Raw genomic sequence first — 17,917 nt, forward strand, 5'->3', positions numbered from 1 at the left:
TCTTGGGTCCCGGTATGAGCGGTTTCGCGAACAGTCCGGTCACCGCCGTGCTGGGTCCCACCAACACCGGCAAGACGCATCTGGCGATCGAGCGGCTGTGCGGCCATTCGAGCGGCATGATCGGTTTCCCGCTGCGCCTGCTCGCGCGGGAAGTGTATGACCGCGTCGTCGCGCTGAAGGGGCCGCGCGAGGTGGCGCTGGTCACGGGGGAGGAGCGGATCGTGCCACCGGGCGCGCGCTGGTTCCTGTGTACCGTCGAATCGATGCCGGTGAACCGTGATCTCGGCTTCGTCGCGATCGACGAGGGGCAGCTGGGCGCCGACCCGGAGCGTGGCCATGTCTTCACCGACCGGATCCTGCGCGCACGGGGCCGCGACGAGACGATGATCCTGGGCTCCGACACGCTGCGCCCGGTGCTGCGCAAGCTGGTTCCCGACGCGGAGGTGATCGGACGCCCGCGCTTTTCGACGCTCAGCTATGCCGGCGCGAAAAAGCTGTCGCGCCTGCCCCGCCGCTCCGCGATCGTCGCGTTCAGTGCCGAGGAAGTCTATGCCGTCGCCGAAACGCTGCGGCGACTGCGCGGCGGCGCGGCAGTGGTGATGGGGGCGCTCAGCCCGCGCACCCGCAACGCCCAGGTCGCGATGTTCCAGTCGGGCGAGGTCGATTATCTTGTCGCCACCGATGCGATCGGCATGGGCCTCAATCTCGACGTCGATCATGTCGCCTTCGCCTCGCTGCGCAAGTTCGACGGGAGGCGCGCGCGGCGGCTGACCGTGGCGGAGATGGCGCAGATCGCCGGCCGGGCCGGTCGGCACCAGCGCGACGGCACCTTCGGCGCGCTGGTCGAAGAAGGGCCTGGCGCGTTCACGCCCGAAGAGATCATGGCGATCGAGTCCCACCGGTTTCCGGCCCTCGACCATCTGTACTGGCGCGAGGGCGAGGTCGATCTGACCGGCATCGACGCGCTGATCGCCAGCCTTGAGCGCAAACCCGATTCGCCGGTGTTGCGCGCCGCGCCCGAAGCGGTCGATCTCGCGGTGCTGCGGCGGCTGGCGGGTGAGGACTGGGTGCGCGATCGCACCAGGTCGCCGGCGATGGTCGCGCGGCTGTGGGCGGCGTGCGGACTGCCCGATTTCCGCAAGCTCGGCGCCGATCCGCATGCCCGGCTCGTCGCCCGCGTCTTTCGGCATCTGAGCGAAGGCGCGGGCCATATTCCCCACCCGTGGTTCGCCGACGAGATCGCGCGGCTGGACCGCATCGATGGCGATGTCGAGACGATCGCGGGACGGATCGCCGCGGCGCGAAGCTGGGCCTATATCGCCCAGCGTTCGGACTGGCTGGCCGATCCCGCCCACTGGGCCGACCGCACCCGCGCGCTGGAGGAAAAGCTGTCGGACGCGCTCCATGCCGGCCTGACCCAGCGGTTCGTCGACAAGCGGACGACGGTGTTGCTGCGTCAGATCGGTGCCGACGCGTCGAACCTGCCGGTCGTGGTCGGGCCGGAGGGCGAGGTGAGTGTCGAGGAGCATGTGCTCGGCCAACTGACCGGATTTCATTTCGCCGTCGCCGCGGACGCGCGCGTCGCCGACAAGCGCATGCTGCTCGCCGCCGCCGAAAAGGGGCTGGTCGCGGAATATCGGCGGCGTGGCATGATGCTGGCGGATGCCGGGGCCGCCGATCTGGTGCAGGACGATGATGGCGTGTTCTGGCAGGGCGCGCGCGTCGCGACGCTCGATCGCACCGCGAACCGAATCCGGCCGCGTATCCGGCTGGAGCGTGCGCTGGACGTGCTCGATCCGCCGATGCGCCAGGCGGCGCAGGCGCGGATCGCCCGCTGGATCGCGGAACGCCTCGCCGCCGATCTGCCCGATCTCGCGACCCTCGACGCGCTGCGCGAGAACGTCGATGCCGGACCACGCGTGCGCGCGCTCGCCGGATTGCTGGTGGATGCCGGCGGCCTGCTGCCGCGCCGCGCAGCCGGGGTGCTGGTCGAACAGCTCGACGCCCCGGACCGCAAGTTGCTGCGCAAGGCGGGTGTGACGATCGGGGCGCTCGATATCTTCGCGCCCGGCGTCCTGAAGCCGCGCGCCGCCGCCGCGCGCCGCGCGTTGTTCGGACTGACCGATGCGCCCCGCGATGGCGCCACGACCCTTCCCCGCAACGCGCCCGGCGCGACGCTCGACCACGGGTTCCGGCCGCTCGGCCAACAGGCGGTACGCGTCGATCTGGTCGAACGGATCGCCCGCGCCGCGCATGACGCGCGGCCAAAGGGGGGAAAGGGCGGCCGCGCGCCCTTTGCGCCCGATCCCGCGCTCGCGACCTCGATGGGGCTTACCCCCGACACGCTCTCGCGGCTGATGGCGCAGCTCGGGTTCCGCAGCGTGCGCGCGCCAAAGGACGCGCCGCCGCGCTGGGTGTGGAAGGGGCTGACCCCGCTCGCCCGGCCGCGGCCGGCGCCTCGCGATACGTCGATGGGCCATGCGTTCGCGGCGCTTGGCGAACTGATCGATGACTGACGCCGCCGCGACGATGCGGCTCGACCGCTTTTTGTGGTTCGCGCGGTTGGTGAAGAGTCGCGGCGATGCGCAGGAGCTGGTCGCGACCGCGACGCTGCGGCTGGACGGGCGGCGGATCGAGCGCTCGTCGGCACAGGTCCGCGTCGGCTCGGTCATCGCCTTTCCGCTGCGCGGGCGGGTGCGGGTACTGCGCGTCGAGGCGCTTCCGCGCCGTCGCGGTCCCCCGGCCGAGGCGGCGGCGCTCTATCAGGAACTGCTCCCCGGCCCGGTCTCTCCGCTGGATTGAGAATGTGTCGCAGCAAGCGCGACCTGATTGACGCGCCCGGCACCTGGGCATAGCAGGGGGCATCGACCGCCCGTTTGGGGGCTTTACGGGACCGCCACCGCCATGACCTACGTCGTCACCGACGCCTGTATCCGCTGCAAATATATGGACTGCGTCGAGGTCTGCCCGGTCGATTGTTTCTATGAGGGCGAGAACATGCTCGTCATCAATCCCAATGAATGTATCGATTGCGGCGTGTGCGAGCCGGAATGCCCGGCCGAAGCGATCCTGCCCGATACCGAGAGCGGGCTTGAGCAATGGCTGGAACTCAACAACAATTTCTCCGCCCAATGGCCCAATGTCACCCGCAAGGGCGACCAGACCCCGGCCGACGCCGACGCGCACAAGGGTGAGGAAGGCAAGTTCGAGAAATATTTCTCGCCGGAGCCGGGCGCGGGCGATTGATCGCGCGCCGGCGCGGGTGACGCGCGGCCGAAAATCGAGTCGCGTCAGGCGTTTGTCGATGTGAAGACCCCGGGATCCGTGGATTCCGGGGTGGTAATTTTATTGCATCTATGTTAAACCGCCCACCGAACGCGAGGATTCGCGTTTCGGTACTGGAGACCGTTGTACATTTGCCCCGAACCGGCGTCGTCCTCCCGGTATCCGCACCGGGCGTGCCGCGCAATCCCTTTCGGGCGCACCAAGTTGGAAAGGCTTCCCTACATGGCTGCCAAGGCGCTGTCCTTCGACGTCGGCGATTATGTCGTTTATCCCAAGCATGGCGTGGGCCGTGTGATCGAACTCCAGAAATCTGAAATCGCGGGCATGCAGCTCGAACTTTATGTGCTGCGCTTTGAGAAAGAGAAGATGACGCTCCGCGTTCCGACCAACAAGGCGGAGAGCGTGGGGATGCGCAAGCTGTCGAGCGACAAGACGCTCAAGGAAGCGCTCGACACGCTGAAGGGCAAGCCGAAGGTCAAGCGCACCATGTGGTCGCGCCGCGCGCAGGAATATGAAGCGAAGATCAATTCGGGCGATCTGGTATCGATCGCCGAAGTGGTCCGCGACCTGTTCCGTGCCGACGACCAGCCCGAGCAGAGCTATTCGGAGCGCCAGATCTTCGAGGCCGCCGCCAGCCGGCTCGCCCGCGAACTCGCCGCGATGGAAGAGATCGACGAGAAGGCGGCGCTCGAGAAGATTCTCGACATTCTGCGCAAGGCCGCAGCGATCTATAACAAGGACAAGGCGCCGGCCTGAGCCGCGCCGACTCCCGACAACGAAACGGGCGGCTGGCGACGGCCGCCCTTTTCATTTGCAGTTCGGCCCCAATCAGTGTATTATGTGTACAATACACATGGGAGGACCCGGATGAAAATTGCTCTTCTCGCCGCGATGCTGCCGCTCGCCGCCTGCAACTATGCCAGCGGCATGAGCGGTGAAATCGTCGAAGCCTCCGGCAGCGGCTCGACCCGCAGCTACCAGGTTGCCGGCTTTACCGGCGTCTCGCTGCGCGGATCGGACAATGTCGAGGTGCGCGCGGGACCCTTCGCCGTCACGGCGGAGGGCGATGCCACCCTGCTCGACCGGCTGGAGATCCGCAAGGATGGCGACACGCTGCGCATCGGGCGCAAGAGCGACAGCTGGAACTGGGGCAAGGGCCAGCATGCCAAGGTGATCGTCACCCTGCCGCGCCTTGTCAGCGCCAGCGTCGCCGGATCGGGCGACATGAACGTCGCGCGCGCCCAGGGCGACCTTGACGCGTCCATTGCCGGCTCGGGCAATCTGCGCATCGCGGAGTACCGTGGCGGTAAGGCGGACCTGTCGATCGCCGGCTCGGGCGACCTCGCGATCGCCGGCCTTGCCAGCGTCGTCGATATCTCCATCGCCGGTTCGGGGGACGTCGATGCCCCGAACCTGAAGGCGGAAAAGAGTGACATCTCGATCGCCGGCTCCGGCAATGTCCGGGCGCAGGTGACCGGCACCGCCGACATCTCGATCGTCGGATCGGGGGACGCGGTGCTGACCGGCGGCGCCAAATGCTCGGTCAGTGCGATGGGGTCGGGCAAGGCGCGCTGTAGCTAGGTTCCGGCGTTCGCATCGTGTGGCTTGCATGGGGCGGGGGATCGGTGCGATGCCTCGCCCCATGTTACGTCTGATGCCTCCGATGCGTCTTCGTCGGGTCGCAGCGCCGCTGTTGCTTCCCGCCGCGCTGCTCGCCGCCACCGCCGCGCCGCCCGCCGCCGCACCCGACGAACGCCGGATCATGCTGACCGGTTATGAACGCATCCGCGTCGATGGGCCGTTCAAGGTGCGGGTGATCGGCGATGGCCCGCCCAGCGCCACGATTTCCGGAGAGCGGCGCGCAATCGATCGGATCAGCGTGCGCAACCAGGGCGGGACGCTGATCGTCGGCATCGCCGCCACGACATGGGACGGGTGGCGCGAAAAGGAGGGGACGGCGATCGTCACCCTGTCCGCGCGCGGGCTGCGTGCCGCCAACGTCAATGGCGGTGGCGCGCTCGAAATCGACGCGATGCGCGGCCAGCGGATCGATCTTGGCGTCAACGGCTCCGGCTCGCTCGCGATCGGCCGGATCGAGGCGGACCAGCTGGTGACGACGCTTACCGGAACCGGCGCGGTGAAGATCGCCGGGGGCAGCGCGCGCAACGCCCGTTTCTCGAACTTCGGCGCCGGATCGATCGATGCCGGCGCGATGCCCGCCAACGATCTGTGGGTGAATTCGCAGAGCGCGGGCGACAGCAGCTTCGCCGCGCGCTTCACGGCGGAAGTGACCGTGCTCGGCACCGGCAAGGTCATCGTGGCCGGCAACGCCACCTGCCGCCTCGCCGGCCCCGGCCCCGCCGCCTGCGCGGGCAAGACCGAACGTCGGCGTTAGCCCAGATCCCGCCCCGTCCCGTTTGCCGCTTCCCCTGGCCCGATCACCTTACCGCCATGGCGTCTCAGACCAGCCATGGGCCTGCACGGCGTGCGCCTGGATGAGCCACTCCGGGGCGTGCGCTCCGACCGGATCATGCATCACGCCGTCGATCTGGAACCAGCTGCCGCTCGCCATCTGAAAGATGTCGCCGGGCGACGGGACGACCGCGAACCCGCGCTCGAACATGGCGCTCTGCCCCGCGACGGCGATCCGATAGGCTGACATGATCTCATCCCCCTGAATCGTTCTGGATTCGGGGAGACGGGCGCGGGCGGCATCCGGCGCAATGTGGCGATGGATCGAACCCGGATGCGATCGGCGTCACGCCGCGATGGGAAAGCGCAGCAGCCGGTCCTCCAGCGCTACCAGCGCCTCTGCCCGTCGTCCCACCGCGCGGACGATCTCCGGATGGTGCGCGTCCAGCCCGCCGGTCAGCGCGCCAAATGCCGGCAGGATCAGCTTGCGCTCCGTCGCGACGAAACAGCGCCGCGCCACCTGTCGCCCGCGCAGCCGCACGCGCAGCTTCGGATGGAAATGGCCCGACAGTTCGGGCCGCATCTCGATCGGCTCCGCCTCATGCCGCAGCATCAGGCCATCGACCTCGGCCTCGGCGACGATTTCCCCGCCGCAATGATCGATCATCGCCGCGTCGTGATTGCCGGTAATCCATACCCAGCGCAGCGATCCGGTCAGCGCGGTCAATGTCGCGCGCGCCGCCGCCGGCAAGCGTTCGCATCCGGCCGAATCGTGGAAACTGTCGCCCAGGCACCACAGCTCGCGCGCCTGCGTTCGCGCGATCAGGGCGGCGAGCGCGCTAAGCGTCGCGATCGAATCATAGGGCGGCAGCATCTGCCCGCCCTTCGCGAACCAGCTCGCCTTCTCCAGATGCAGGTCGGCGACGATCAGCGCGCGCCGCGCCGGCCAGTACAGCGCACCCTCGGACAGGGCGTGCAGCGCGCGACCGGCGAACGAAAAGGGAACCATGGCATCGCTATCGCCGCATGGAGCGGCCCCGTCAACCGGTCCCGAAATTCCACATATTGTCGCGGAACCGGGTCCGGTCGCGCGGGATCTGGAACCGCACCTTGCGCGCGGGAAAGTCGATCTCGATCCGGTTGAACACGCGCATCGCATCCATCCCCAGCATCAGCGCCGGCCGCTGGGTCAGGCCGAACTTCTCGAACGGCGCGACATCGGCAAAGGCGACCGGCAGGTTGCGGATCGCGATCCCGCCCAGCTTCACCCGATCCGCGACGTGATAGTTCACCGTCATCTGCTCGCCCGTCACGCTGGTCAGCGTGATCGGTCCCTGCAACGGAATGCGGCGCAGTCGCCGTTGCAGCGCCAGATTGCCCATGCTGATCTGCGACCCGGTATCCATCACCACGGTCACCCGCACGCCCTCGAACTCCGCCTCGGTGACGATCAGCTGGCCGAACCGGTTGCGTGCCGTGACGACGATTTCGGTCAGGTCCGGCCGGACCCGCTCGCCCCGTTCCTCCAGCCTTGAGCGGCGCACCGCCATCTCGTTCCGGTCGAAATCGATCGTGACCATATGCGCGCGCAGCTGGTCGATGCCCAGCAGCCCCTGCGCGCCGAGATGCGCCGCCTCCAGCGCGGGCGCGTTGAACGCGCGTTCGTCGCGGACCGGCCCGACCGCGAGCGAGGGGACGACGACCGTACCGACCCGCGCGCTGCCGGTCATCGTCGTCAGCACCACCTGCGGTCCCGCACCCAGGCCCAGCCGGCTGGCAAGCTGGCGCGAGACCACGGATCGTTCCGCACCGGTATCGATGACGAAGGGTTGCGGCGGCGCATCGCGGATCGATACCGGCACGGTCATCCGCGTCGCCAGTTCGCCCAGCGCCACCGTCCCGTCGGGCGGCGTCCGTGGCGCGGGGCCGGCATCCTGCGACAGGGCCGGGCCGGCCCCGGCAGCGCCGAGCAGCGCAAGGAGGAAACGTAGTCCCATGGCGGCAGGATATGCCGATCCATGCTGCGCAGCAATCACCCTCAATCGATGCGCATCGCCTCCGCCGCCAGCGCCTCGGCCTCGATCAGGATCTCGTCCTCGGCACTGCCCTGCTGAACAGTCTCGCGACCGATCATCACGAGCACCGGCACCGCCAGCGGCGTTACCCGCGGCAGATCGACGTGCAGCATCGTCCCGGCCGCACGATCGAGCAGGTCGGCCAGCCGGCCGACATCGGTCATCCGCGCGCGGGCATCCTCCCATGCCGCGCGCAGCAGCAGGTGGTCGGGCTCGTATTTGCGCAGCACGTCATAGATCAGGTCCGTCGAAAAGCTGACCTGCCGACCGGACTTCCTCTTGCCCGGATGGTGCCGCTCGACCAGTCCGCCGATCACCGCCACCTCGCGGAACGCGCGCTTGAGCAGTGCCGATCCCTGGACCCATTCGACGAACTCGTCCTCCAGGATATCGGGCGAGAAGAGCGCGGCGGGATTCTCGATCTTCTCAAGCCCGTAACAGGCCAGCGCATAGTCGTTGGCGACGAATCCGGTCGGCTTCAGCCCCAGCGCCTCCATCCGCCGCGTCACCAGCATGCCCAGCGACTGATGGGCATTCCACCCCTCGAAACTATAGGCGACCATGTGATGCCGCCCCTCATGCGGAAAGGTTTCGACCAGCAGCCGGTCGGGCGGGGGCAGCTGCGAGCGGCGATCCTGTACCTCCAGCCACGCGCGCACATCCTCGGGAAAGCGCCGCCAGGCATCGCGATCCCACAGGAATTCGCGTACCCGGCGCGACAGGTTCGTGGTCAGCGCCAGCCGCGCACCCATGTAGCTGGGGATGCGCGCCGGCTTTGCGGTCGCACGGACGATCACGTCGGTCGCCTCGATCTTCTCGACCTCCAGGCTCAGCCCGGCGAAGGAAAAGGTGTCGCCGGGGGAAAGCGAGGCGGCGAAATTCTCCTCCACCTTGCCAAGCCGGCGGCCGTTGCGGAACCGCACATCCAGCATCGGCGCCTCGACGATGATTCCGGCATTCAGCCGGTGCTGCGCGACAAAGCCGGGGCTGGTCACCCGCCAGCGGCCGTCGCCGTCGCGCGTCAGCCGTTTGAACTTGTCATAGGCGCGCAGCGCATAGCCGCCATCGGCGATATAGTTCAGCACGCGATCGAACGTCGCGTCGGTCAGTGCGGAATAGGGCAATGCTGCGCGCACCTCGTGCAGCATTTCGTCCGGATCGAACGGCGCGGCGCAGGCGCATGCCATGATATGCTGCGCCAGCACGTCGAGCGCGCCGGGACGAAAGATATCGGCGTCCAGCTCGCCCGCATCGACCGCATCCAGCGCCGCGCGCGCCTCCAGATATTCGAAGCGGTTACCCGGGACCAGCACCGCCTCGCTCGGTTCGTCGAGCCGGTGGTTGGCGCGACCGATCCGCTGCAACAGCCGTGAGCTTCCCTTCGGCGCCCCCATCTGGATCACGCAGTCGACATCGCCCCAATCGACGCCCAGATCCAGGCTGGCGGTCGCGACCAGTCCGCGCAACCGGCCCTCCGCCATCGCCTGTTCCGCCCGCCGCCGTGCCTCCAGGCTCAGGCTGCCATGGTGGATCGCGATCGGCAGCCCCAGCGCGTTCGCCTTCCACAGATCCTGAAAGATCAGCTCGGCCAGGCCGCGCGTGTTGCAGAAGACGATCGTGGTGCGGTGCGTTTCGATCTCCGCCATCACCTGCGGCGCGGCATAGCGGCCCGAATGGCCCGACCATGGCACCCGCCCTTCGGGCAGCAGGATGGCGATATCCGGCGCCGCGCCCGGATCGCCCTTCACCAGCGCGACGGAATCGATGTCGCCATGCGGGGCCAGCCAGGCGCGATAGCCGTCCGGGTCGGCGACGGTGGCAGACAGCGCCACGCGGCGCAGCGCGGGGGCGATCGACTGCAACCGCGCGAGACACAGCGACAACAGGTCGCCGCGCTTGCCGGTGGCAAAGGCGTGGACCTCATCCACCACCACCGTCTTCAGCCCGGCGAACATCGCGAAACTGTCTTCATAGGACAGCAACAGGCTGAGCGATTCGGGGGTGGTCAGCAGAATCTGGGGCGGTCGCGCGCGCTGGCGCACCTTGCGTTCGTGCGGGGTATCGCCGGTCCGCGTTTCGACCCGGATCGGCAGGTCCATCTCCGCGATCGGAGTCAGCAGATTGCGCTGGACGTCCACAGCCAGCGCCTTGAGCGGCGAGATATAGAGAGTGTGAAGTCCGTCGGCGGGTGCCTCCACCAGCTCGGTGAGCGTCGGCAGGAACCCCGCCAGCGTCTTGCCCGCCCCGGTGGCCGCGACCAGCAGCGCATGCCGCCCGGCGCGCGCCTGGGCCAGCATTTCGAGCTGGTGCCGTCGCGGCGTCCAGCCCCGCGCCACGAACCAGTCGCGCAGGATGTGGGGAAGGTCGCTCATCCGATCTGGGAACCGCCGGCCATCCTGCGCATATAGGGGGGATGGCAACGCTCGGCGACTGGCTGCACCCGCAATCGGACGGGATCTACATTCCCGCCGCCGACATCTGGATCGATCCGTCACAGCCCAGGCCGCGCGCCTTTGTCACCCACGGCCATGCCGATCACGCGCGTGGTGGCCATGGCGAGGTATGGGCGACGCCGGAAACGCTGGCGATCATGGCCGCCCGCTATGGCCCCCAGACCGGCCATCCGGTCGGGTACGGGGCAACGGTGACGATGGCGGGCGTCGATATCGGTTTCGTGCCGGCGGGCCATGTCCTGGGATCCGCGCAGATCGTGCTGGACCATGCCGGTGAACGGATCGTCGTGTCGGGGGACTATAAACGCCGGCCCGATCCCACCTGCGAACCGTTCCGGCCGGTGAGATGCGATGTCTTCGTGACCGAGGCGACCTTTGGCCTGCCGGTCTTTCGCCACCCGGAAACCAGCGACGAGATCGACAAGCTGCTCGCGGCGCTGCGTGCCGAGCCCGAACGCTGCGTCCTGGTCGGCGCCTATGCGCTGGGCAAGGCGCAGCGGGTGATCGCCGAGCTGCGCGCCATGGGGTTCGACGACCCGATCTACATCCACGGCGCGCTTCAGAAGCTGTGCGATCTCTATGCCGAACATGGCGTCGATCTGGGCGAACTGCGCCCTGCCACCGGAGTCGCGCGGAAGGAGCTTCAGGGCCGCATCATTCTCTGTCCTCCCGGCGCGCTCAACGATCGCTGGTCGCGCCGGCTGCCCGATCCGGTGACGGCGATGGCGAGCGGATGGATGCGGATCCGCCAGCGCGCACGCCAGCGCAATGTCGAGCTGCCGCTGATCCTGTCCGACCATGCCGACTGGGACGAGCTCACCCGCACATTGCGCGAGATCGCCCCGCGCGAAGTGTGGGTGACCCATGGCCGTGAGGACGCGCTGGTCCACTGGTGCGCCCAGCACCAGATTCGCGCACGCGCGCTCGAACTTTCGGGCTATGAGGACGAGGATGACTGATATCCGCAACATCGTCGTCCTCACCGGCGCGGGAGTCTCCGCCGAAAGCGGCGTCGCGACCTTTCGCGGGCCGGGCGGGCTGTGGGAGGGGCATCGGGTCGAGGATGTCTGTACCCCCGAAGCGCTCGCCCGCGACCCGGCGCTGGTCCACCGCTTCTATGACGAACGCCGCGCCAACCTTGCCCGGGTCGAACCCAATGCCGCCCACCGCGCACTTGCCCGGCTCGATGCGGAATGGCCGGGCGAATTCCTGCTCGTCACCCAGAATGTCGATGATCTGCACGAGCGCGCGGGATCGAAGCGGCTCCTCCATATGCATGGCGAGCTCAGGTCCGCGCTGTGCGCGGCGTGCGGCGAACGGACGCCCCATGCCGGCGCCCTTTCGCCCGGCACCCGCTGTGACCGGTGCGGCGCGCCGGAGCTTCGTCCCGACATCGTGTTCTTTGGCGAGATGCCATACGGGATGGACGCGATCGATGCCGCGATCGCGCGGGCGGATCTGTTCGTTTCGATCGGCACGTCCGGGGCGGTCTATCCGGCCGCCGGGTTCGTGCGCACCGCGCGCTATCACGGCGCCGGCACGCTGGAGCTCAACCTCGAACGGTCCGAGGGCAGCGGATGGTTTGCCGACAGCCGGCTCGGCCCGGCGGGAACGCTGGTCCCCGACTGGGTCGATTCGCTGCTGGGCTGACGTCCGCCGGGCGAGACCGGTCGCAGGGTCCGGGCCTATTCGACCCAGTCCAGCCCGATCTCGCGATACAGGCTGCGATCCTCTTCCCAGCCCGGCCGCACCTTCACGTGCAGATACAGATGCACCTTCACGCCCAGCAGCTGCATCAGCTCCGCGCGGGCGCGCGCGCCGATTTCCCTGATCCGCGATCCGCCCTTGCCCAGCACGATCGCGCGCTGCGTCTCGCGGCCGACCAGGATCTGCTGGTGGATCTCCACCGACCCGTCCTCGCGCTCGCTATAGCGTTCGGTCTCGATCGCGCTGGCATAGGGCAATTCGGCGTGCAGCTGGTGATACAGCTGTTCGCGGGTGATCTCGGCGGCCAGCATCCGGTCGGTCGCGTCGGACACCTGATCTTCGGGGAAATGCCACGGCCCCGCAGGCATCCGCGCGGCCAGCGCCGCCTTCAGTTCCGCGACGCCGTCGCCGGTCGTCGCGGACACGAAATAGGTATCGTCGAACGCGGCCAGCGCGTTGAGCGTCGCGGCATGGCCCAGCAGCCGCGGTTTGTCGGCGATATCGACCTTGTTGAGGATCAGCAGCTTCTTTTCGCGCCGGTCCTTCAGGCTTTCCGCGATCGCGCGCACCTTCGGTCCGATCCCGCCCTTGCCATCGACCACCAGCGCGATCAGGTCCGCGCCGCTCGCGCCCTCCCACGCCGCCGCGACCATCGCCCGGTCGAGCCGCCGGGACGGGTCGAAGATGCCGGGCGTATCGACCAGCAACAGCTGCGCATCGCCCAGAATCGCGATGCCCATCAGCCGGGTGCGCGTCGTCTGCGCCTTCGGGCTGACGATCGCGACCTTCTGCCCGACCAACGCGTTCACCAGCGTCGATTTGCCGGCATTCGGCGCGCCGACGACGGCGATCAGGCCACAGCGTTGCGGTTCACCGCTTGTCAAAAAACCACTCCATTCACCCCAAGAAATGCGCCGCCCCGGACGTTCCGGTCCACCGGGCGGCACATGCCGCCGCCGGCAAAGGTCGGCGCACCGCGCATTTGCCGCACCCCGGACCCCGGGACAAGCCCGGGTGGTGGCTAATCGGAAAGCCGATCCAGCAGCGCCGCGGCGGCGGCCGTCTCTGCCTCCTGCTTGCTGCTTCCCTCACCCTCGGCCTCGGCCAGCGTGCCGATCGCCGCCTTTACCCGGAATCGCGGGGCATGGCCCGGGCCGGACCGGTCGAGCAGCACATAGTCGGGCGGGCGCCGGTTGTTCGCCGCCGCCCATTCCTGCAACGCCGATTTGGGATGTTTGGGTGCCGCCGCCTGGCTGTCGATCCGGCTCGCCCACAGCCGCCGTACCAGCGCGCGGGCCGGATCGAACCCGCGATTCAGGAAATGCGCGCCGATCAGCGCCTCCATCACGTCGCCCAGCACATTGTCGCTCGACGCCGCGCCGTCGTCGCGCGCCTGTTTGCCCAGCTTCAGATGCGCCGGCACGCCGATTTCCCGCGCGACATCGGCGCAGACCGGACCGGTGACCAGCGAGTTGAGCCGGCGCGACAGCTTCCCCTCCGGTTCGTCGGGAAAGCGCTCGAACAGCCAGTCGGCGATCGTCAGCCCCAGCACGCGGTCGCCCAGAAATTCCAGTCGTTCGTAGTTCGACGCGCTCTGGCTGCCATGGGTCAGCGCGCGCGCGTAACGCGCGGTGTCATCCGGCACTTCGTCCAGCACGCCGGCCAGCCAGCCGGACAGCGCCTCGCTCAAAAGCCTTCCCCGATGCGCTTCCATCGCGCGGCGGTGAACCAGGTCCAGGGCTGGATCCATTCGGCGCTGCCGTCGGTCGACCAGAAGCTGACCACCGCCTTGCCCTCCAGATTCTCCATCGGGACGTAGCGGATGCCGCCCATTTCGTGCGGAAAGCGGCTGTCCATCGAATCGTCGCGATTGTCGCCCATCAGGAACACATGGCCCGCCGGCACGGTGAACACGGCGGTGTCGTCGGCGATCGTCTGTCCCTGGTCGAGCACGTCATAGCTCTTCCCGTTGGGCAGCGTCTCGCGATAGCGGGGGTAGCGGCACACGGGCTTGCCGTCCGGCCCCGCCTGTTCGAATACCGCGCTGCACCGCGTATTGGGGGATACGGCCTCGACGAAATCGGCGATCCGCTGTTTCGGGATCGGCTTGCCGTTCAGGATCAGCACGCCGCCGCGCATCTGTACGGTATCGCCCGGCAGGCCGATGACGCGCTTGATCCAGTCCTGCTGATCGCCCGGGGGCGCCTTGAACACGACGACGTCCCCCCGGGTCGGATCGTCGGCGAAAATCCGGCCCGGGATGAGCGGCAGGCTCCAGGGCAGCGAATGTTTCGAATAGCCATAGTTCCATTTGGTGATGAACAGATAGTCGCCGACCAGCAGGCGCGGCAGCATCGACCCGGACGGAATGCTGAACGGTGCGAAGACGAAGCTGCGCACCACGAATACCAGGATCGCGAGCTTGATCAGGAACGACAGCGTGTCGCGCCATTCGGAGCGCGGCTGTAGCGTTTCGGTCGGGGCGGTGCCGGACTCGGCGGGGGCGGTATCGTCCATGACGCTGCTGTGATGCCGGTGTGTGGCATCGTCAAGGCACCACGATGGGCGGTGGTGGCTGGCGATGCCCGGAACGGCACGCTACATGCGCGCCGAACATGCGCAGGAGACAGGCTATGGCGACCCCCGACTGGACCAGGATCGAAACATTGCCGGCGGTGCCGCTCCGCGACCTGTTCGCCGCCGATCCGGACCGGCTCGGCCTGCTGACCGCCGATGTCGCGGACATCCATTTCGATTTTTCCAAGACCCATCTCGATGCGGCGGCGCTCGACGCCTTTGCCGCACTCGCGCGTGATGCCGGCCTCGCCGCGAAGCGTGATGCGCTGTTCGCGGGCGAGGCGGTCAACGTGACCGAGGGGCGTGCCGCCGAACATACCGCCGAACGCGGCGAGGGCGCGGACGATAGCGTCGCGCGCGCCGCCGCCTTTCACGCACGGATGCGCGGCCTGATCGACGCGATCGAGGCGGACGCGCTGGGGCCGATCGCGCATGTCCTGCATATCGGCATTGGCGGTTCCGCGCTCGGCCCCGAACTGCTGATCGACGCGCTGGGGCGTGAGGGCGGGCGCTATGACGTCGCGATCGTGTCGAACGTCGATGGCAGCGCGCTGGAGGAGGCGATCGCCAGCTTCGATCCGCACGCCACGCTGATCGTCCTCGCCTCAAAGACGTTCACGACCACCGAAACCATGCTCAATGCGCAGAGCGCGCTCGACTGGATGCGCGAACATGGTGTGGACGATCCCTATGGCCGCGTCGTCGCGCTGACCGCCGCCCCGGACAAGGCGATCGAATGGGGCATCGACGAAACCCGCATCCTGCCGTTCAGCGAGAGCGTCGGCGGCCGCTACTCGCTGTGGTCCTCGATCGGTTTCCCCGCCGCGATCGCGCTGGGCTGGGACGCGTTCGAGGCGCTGCTCGACGGCGCGGCAGAGATGGACCGCCATTTCCGCCTGACCGATCTGCGCAGCAATGTGCCGGTGCTCGCCGCCTTTGCCGACCTCTATTATACCCAGAATCGCGGCTGTGCGACGCGGGGCGTGTTCGCCTATGACGAACGGCTGCGCCTGCTTCCCTCCTATCTTCAGCAGCTGGAGATGGAATCGAACGGCAAATCGGTCACCGCCGAGGGCGAACCGGTCGGCCGGGCGACCGCGCCGATCACCTGGGGCGGGGTCGGCACCGATGCGCAGCATGCGGTGTTCCAGCTGCTGCATCAGGGGACGCATATCGTCCCGCTCGAATTCGTCGCGGTGATCGAGGGTGGCGACACGCTGGCCGAGGATCATCATCGCCAGCTGTTGCTCAACGCATTCGCCCAGGGCGCGGCGCTGATGGCCGGTCGGGCGAACCCCGACGGCGCACGCGCCTATCCGGGCGATCGCCCTTCGACGACGATCCTGCTCGACGAACTGGAGCCGCGCGCGCTGGGCGCGCTCCTCGCCTTTTACGAGCACCGGACCTTCGTCAACGCGGTGCTGCTCGGCATCAACCCGTTCGACCAGTTCGGCGTCGAACTCGGCAAGGAAATGGCCAGGGCGGCGGAGCAGGGCGGTCAGGATTTCGATCCCTCGACCACCGACCTGATCCGGCGTGCGTTCGGTTGAAACGCAGACCGGTACCTAACCCAGCAAAGGAATGCAGATGAGCGACGACGACTATGTCTATGACGAAGCCAGCGGCGAGTGGGTCCCCGCGTCCCAGCTGGCCGCGACGTCCGCCGAGGACGTGGTGGAGGTCCGCGATTCGGTCGGCAACCTGCTCGCCGACGGCGATCAGGTGACGCTGATCAAGGATCTGACGGTGAAGGGCGCCGGCCAGACGCTCAAGCGCGGCACGCTCATCAAGTCGATCCGTCTGACCGGCGATGCCCAGGAGATCGATTGCAAATATGACGGCATCAAGGGGCTGGTGCTGCGCGCGGAGTTCGTGCGGAAGCGGTGACCCGCCCGCCATCGTCGCCACGGCACCGGACCGGGGTGGCGAGGAGCGCGGGCAATGCGCCCGTCGCGTTGGCAATCCCGGCCCGCGAGCCTATCTCCCGCTGCGACGATCACGCAGGAGTACCCGATGGCCGATACCGACTACGACCTTTTCGTCATCGGCGCGGGTTCCGGGGGCGTGCGCGCCAGTCGCGTCGCCGCCGCGCATGGGGCGAAGGTGGCGATCGCCGAGGAATATCGCGTCGGCGGCACCTGTGTCATCCGCGGCTGCGTCCCGAAGAAGCTGCTCGTCTATGGCGCGCATTTCGCCGAGGATCTGAAGGATGCGCGCCGTTTTGGCTGGAACGTCCCGGATTGCGATTTCGACTGGACGTGCCTGCGCGACAATGTGCTGTCGGAGGTGGATCGCCTGAACAAGGCCTATACCAGCACGCTCGACAGCCATGGCGTCGATATCATCCACGAACGCGCCACCGTGTCCGGCCCGAACACCGTGACGCTGGCGAGCGGGCGGAGGATCACGGCGGGCAAGATCCTGATCGCGGTGGGCGCCCGCCCGCATGTTCCCGGCTGTCCCGGCCACGAACTGGGCATCACCTCGAACGAGGTGTTCCACCTCGATGCGATCCCCCGGCGCGTGCTGATCGCGGGCGCCGGCTATATCGCCAACGAATTCGCCGGCATCTTCAACGAATTCGGCAGCAAGGTGACGCTCATCAATCGCTCCGACGTGATCCTGCGCGGCTATGACGAGCAGATTCGCGACCGGCTGCTCCAGATTTCGATGACCAAGGGGATCGATTTCCGTTTCCACGCCGAATTTCGCGGGATCGAGAAACAGGCGGATGGCTCGTTGAAGGTCGGCATGACCAATCATGACGATATCGAGGTGGATTGCGTGCTGTTCGCCACGGGTCGCGTTCCCAATACCGAAGCACTGGGCCTGGCCGATGCCGGGGTCGAGCTTGATTCGAAGGGTGCGGTGGTGGTTGGCGACGACAACCGGTCCTCGGTCGAATCGATCTATGCGGTAGGCGACGTCACCAACCGGGTCCAGCTGACCCCGGTCGCGATCCGCGAGGGGCAGGCGTTCGCCGACACCGTGTTCGGCGGCAAGCCGACGACCGTCGATTATGGCTGCATCCCCTCAGCCGTGTTCAGTCACCCGCCGATCGCCGGGGTCGGCATGACCGAGAGCGAGGCGAAGCAGAAATACGGGGCGGTGCGCGTCTATACCTCTGACTTCCGCGCGATGAAGAACGTGCTGGCCGCCCGCAACGAACGCGCGCTCTACAAGATGATTTGCGAGCCCAATTCCGGGCAGGTGCTGGGCCTCCACATGATCGGTCCCGACGCGCCCGAAATCCTCCAGGCGGCGGCGGTGGCGGTGAAGGCCGGGCTGACCAAGGACGCGTTCGACCAGACCGTCGCGCTGCATCCCAGCATGGCGGAAGAACTGGTGCTGATGAAGTGATTGGCACGTCAGCGCGTCAGCGGTGACCAGAGGCTGCGCGGCAGCCTC

The 17,917-nt window shown here is 67.9% G+C and carries 18 protein-coding genes; 11 read left to right on the forward strand and 7 right to left on the reverse strand.

The annotated features are described in order from the left end of the window. Positions 1-14 precede the first annotated feature (14 nt). The 6 genes from KF783_RS09960 to KF783_RS09985 all read left to right on the forward strand — a co-directional run bounded on the left by KF783_RS09960 (position 15) and on the right by KF783_RS09985 (position 5,680). A complete protein-coding gene (locus KF783_RS09960) occupies positions 15-2,516 on the forward strand; it encodes a helicase-related protein (protein ID WP_294078752.1) in 2,502 nt (833 codons plus the stop codon). Next, positions 2,509-2,802 carry a S4 domain-containing protein gene (locus KF783_RS09965; protein ID WP_294078754.1) on the forward strand — a complete coding sequence of 98 codons (294 nt, stop codon included), beginning with the start codon at positions 2,509-2,511 and terminating at the stop codon, positions 2,800-2,802. Before KF783_RS09960 ends, KF783_RS09965 begins: the two co-directional genes overlap by 8 nt. 102 nt (positions 2,803-2,904) lie before the next feature. Next, positions 2,905-3,246 (forward strand): ferredoxin FdxA, encoded by a 342-nt coding sequence (fdxA, locus tag KF783_RS09970; RefSeq protein ID WP_294078757.1) that lies wholly within the window; start codon positions 2,905-2,907, stop codon positions 3,244-3,246. Between the two features lie 261 nt (positions 3,247-3,507). Continuing rightward, on the forward strand, positions 3,508-4,041 hold the full coding sequence (locus KF783_RS09975) for a CarD family transcriptional regulator (RefSeq protein ID WP_294078759.1): 534 nt from the start codon (positions 3,508-3,510) through the stop codon (positions 4,039-4,041). A gap of 111 nt (positions 4,042-4,152) precedes the next feature. Then, the gene (locus tag KF783_RS09980; RefSeq protein ID WP_294078762.1) at positions 4,153-4,866 is read left to right on the forward strand and encodes a head GIN domain-containing protein; all 714 of its coding nucleotides are present in this window, start codon (positions 4,153-4,155) and stop codon (positions 4,864-4,866) included. Between the two features lie 82 nt (positions 4,867-4,948). Continuing rightward, positions 4,949-5,680, forward strand: coding sequence for a DUF2807 domain-containing protein (locus tag KF783_RS09985; protein ID WP_294078765.1), 732 nt, complete (start codon positions 4,949-4,951; stop codon positions 5,678-5,680). Between the two features lie 48 nt (positions 5,681-5,728). On the opposite strand, the gene KF783_RS09990 is transcribed toward KF783_RS09985, so the two are convergent. The 4 genes from KF783_RS09990 to KF783_RS10005 all read right to left on the reverse strand — a co-directional run bounded on the left by KF783_RS09990 (position 5,729) and on the right by KF783_RS10005 (position 10,144). Beyond that, on the reverse strand, positions 5,729-5,947 hold the full coding sequence (locus KF783_RS09990) for a hypothetical protein (protein ID WP_294078768.1): 219 nt from the start codon (positions 5,945-5,947) through the stop codon (positions 5,729-5,731). 96 nt (positions 5,948-6,043) lie between these two features. Further along, complete coding sequence (gene pdeM, locus KF783_RS09995) at positions 6,044-6,706, reverse strand: ligase-associated DNA damage response endonuclease PdeM (RefSeq protein ID WP_294078771.1); 663 nt, start codon at positions 6,704-6,706, stop codon at positions 6,044-6,046. Between the two features lie 31 nt (positions 6,707-6,737). Further along, positions 6,738-7,694, reverse strand: coding sequence for a retroviral-like aspartic protease family protein (locus KF783_RS10000; RefSeq protein ID WP_294078774.1), 957 nt, complete (start codon positions 7,692-7,694; stop codon positions 6,738-6,740). Positions 7,695-7,735: 41 nt separating this feature from the next. After that, positions 7,736-10,144 (reverse strand): ligase-associated DNA damage response DEXH box helicase, encoded by a 2,409-nt coding sequence (locus tag KF783_RS10005; protein WP_294078779.1) that lies wholly within the window; start codon positions 10,142-10,144, stop codon positions 7,736-7,738. A gap of 41 nt (positions 10,145-10,185) precedes the next feature. Here KF783_RS10005 and KF783_RS10010 point away from each other — a divergent pair, with 41 nt between their 5' ends. Together KF783_RS10010 and KF783_RS10015 are read left to right on the forward strand one after the other, a co-directional pair. Next, a complete protein-coding gene (locus KF783_RS10010) occupies positions 10,186-11,184 on the forward strand; it encodes a ligase-associated DNA damage response exonuclease (RefSeq protein WP_294078782.1) in 999 nt (332 codons plus the stop codon). After that, positions 11,177-11,875, forward strand: a complete 699-nt coding sequence (locus KF783_RS10015; RefSeq protein ID WP_294078784.1) for an NAD-dependent deacylase — start codon at positions 11,177-11,179, stop codon at positions 11,873-11,875. The genes KF783_RS10010 and KF783_RS10015 overlap by 8 nt, the downstream gene beginning before the upstream one ends. 35 nt (positions 11,876-11,910) lie before the next feature. Here KF783_RS10015 and era read toward each other — a convergent pair whose 3' ends face one another. From era to lepB, 3 genes are all read right to left on the reverse strand, one after another. After that, positions 11,911-12,816, reverse strand: a complete 906-nt coding sequence (gene era, locus KF783_RS10020) for a GTPase Era (RefSeq protein ID WP_294078787.1) — start codon at positions 12,814-12,816, stop codon at positions 11,911-11,913. A gap of 137 nt (positions 12,817-12,953) precedes the next feature. Continuing rightward, positions 12,954-13,646: a ribonuclease III gene (gene rnc, locus KF783_RS10025; protein ID WP_294078790.1), complete on the reverse strand. Its 693-nt coding sequence runs from the start codon at positions 13,644-13,646 to the stop codon at positions 12,954-12,956. Next, positions 13,619-14,449, reverse strand: a complete 831-nt coding sequence (lepB, locus tag KF783_RS10030) for a signal peptidase I (RefSeq protein WP_294078793.1) — start codon at positions 14,447-14,449, stop codon at positions 13,619-13,621. Before lepB ends, rnc begins: the two co-directional genes overlap by 28 nt. Before the next feature lie 116 nt (positions 14,450-14,565). Here lepB and pgi point away from each other — a divergent pair, with 116 nt between their 5' ends. The 3 genes from pgi (at position 14,566) to gorA (ending at position 17,869) form a co-directional block, all read left to right on the forward strand. After that, a complete protein-coding gene (gene pgi, locus KF783_RS10035) occupies positions 14,566-16,059 on the forward strand; it encodes a glucose-6-phosphate isomerase (protein WP_294078797.1) in 1,494 nt (497 codons plus the stop codon). A gap of 37 nt (positions 16,060-16,096) precedes the next feature. Next, the gene (locus tag KF783_RS10040; protein ID WP_294078800.1) at positions 16,097-16,396 is read left to right on the forward strand and encodes an alkylphosphonate utilization protein; all 300 of its coding nucleotides are present in this window, start codon (positions 16,097-16,099) and stop codon (positions 16,394-16,396) included. Positions 16,397-16,522: 126 nt separating this feature from the next. Further along, entirely contained in the window at positions 16,523-17,869 is a 1,347-nt protein-coding gene (gene gorA / locus KF783_RS10045; RefSeq protein ID WP_294078803.1) for a glutathione-disulfide reductase, read from the forward strand. Positions 17,870-17,917: the final 48 nt, after the last annotated feature.

It is taken from the genome of Sphingomonas sp. (assembly GCF_019635455.1).
Lineage (GTDB): Bacteria > Pseudomonadota > Alphaproteobacteria > Sphingomonadales > Sphingomonadaceae > Sphingomonas.

What these genes read in the sequence shown, in the direction of transcription:
- KF783_RS09960 (WP_294078752.1), top strand. Translation starts at nt 15, where the DNA reads ATGAGCGGTTTCGCGAACAGTCCGGTCACCGCCGTGCTGGGTCCCACC.
- KF783_RS09965 (WP_294078754.1), top strand. Translation starts at nt 2,509, where the DNA reads ATGACTGACGCCGCCGCGACGATGCGGCTCGACCGCTTTTTGTGGTTC.
- fdxA (WP_294078757.1), top strand. Translation starts at nt 2,905, where the DNA reads ATGACCTACGTCGTCACCGACGCCTGTATCCGCTGCAAATATATGGAC.
- KF783_RS09975 (WP_294078759.1), top strand. Translation starts at nt 3,508, where the DNA reads ATGGCTGCCAAGGCGCTGTCCTTCGACGTCGGCGATTATGTCGTTTAT.
- KF783_RS09980 (WP_294078762.1), top strand. Translation starts at nt 4,153, where the DNA reads ATGAAAATTGCTCTTCTCGCCGCGATGCTGCCGCTCGCCGCCTGCAAC.
- KF783_RS09985 (WP_294078765.1), top strand. Translation starts at nt 4,949, where the DNA reads ATGCGTCTTCGTCGGGTCGCAGCGCCGCTGTTGCTTCCCGCCGCGCTG.
- KF783_RS09990 (WP_294078768.1), bottom strand. Translation starts at nt 5,947, where the DNA reads ATGTCAGCCTATCGGATCGCCGTCGCGGGGCAGAGCGCCATGTTCGAG.
- pdeM (WP_294078771.1), bottom strand. Translation starts at nt 6,706, where the DNA reads ATGGTTCCCTTTTCGTTCGCCGGTCGCGCGCTGCACGCCCTGTCCGAG.
- KF783_RS10000 (WP_294078774.1), bottom strand. Translation starts at nt 7,694, where the DNA reads ATGGGACTACGTTTCCTCCTTGCGCTGCTCGGCGCTGCCGGGGCCGGC.
- KF783_RS10005 (WP_294078779.1), bottom strand. Translation starts at nt 10,144, where the DNA reads ATGAGCGACCTTCCCCACATCCTGCGCGACTGGTTCGTGGCGCGGGGC.
- KF783_RS10010 (WP_294078782.1), top strand. Translation starts at nt 10,186, where the DNA reads ATGGCAACGCTCGGCGACTGGCTGCACCCGCAATCGGACGGGATCTAC.
- KF783_RS10015 (WP_294078784.1), top strand. Translation starts at nt 11,177, where the DNA reads ATGACTGATATCCGCAACATCGTCGTCCTCACCGGCGCGGGAGTCTCC.
- rnc (WP_294078790.1), bottom strand. Translation starts at nt 13,646, where the DNA reads ATGGAAGCGCATCGGGGAAGGCTTTTGAGCGAGGCGCTGTCCGGCTGG.
- lepB (WP_294078793.1), bottom strand. Translation starts at nt 14,449, where the DNA reads ATGGACGATACCGCCCCCGCCGAGTCCGGCACCGCCCCGACCGAAACG.
- pgi (WP_294078797.1), top strand. Translation starts at nt 14,566, where the DNA reads ATGGCGACCCCCGACTGGACCAGGATCGAAACATTGCCGGCGGTGCCG.
- KF783_RS10040 (WP_294078800.1), top strand. Translation starts at nt 16,097, where the DNA reads ATGAGCGACGACGACTATGTCTATGACGAAGCCAGCGGCGAGTGGGTC.
- gorA (WP_294078803.1), top strand. Translation starts at nt 16,523, where the DNA reads ATGGCCGATACCGACTACGACCTTTTCGTCATCGGCGCGGGTTCCGGG.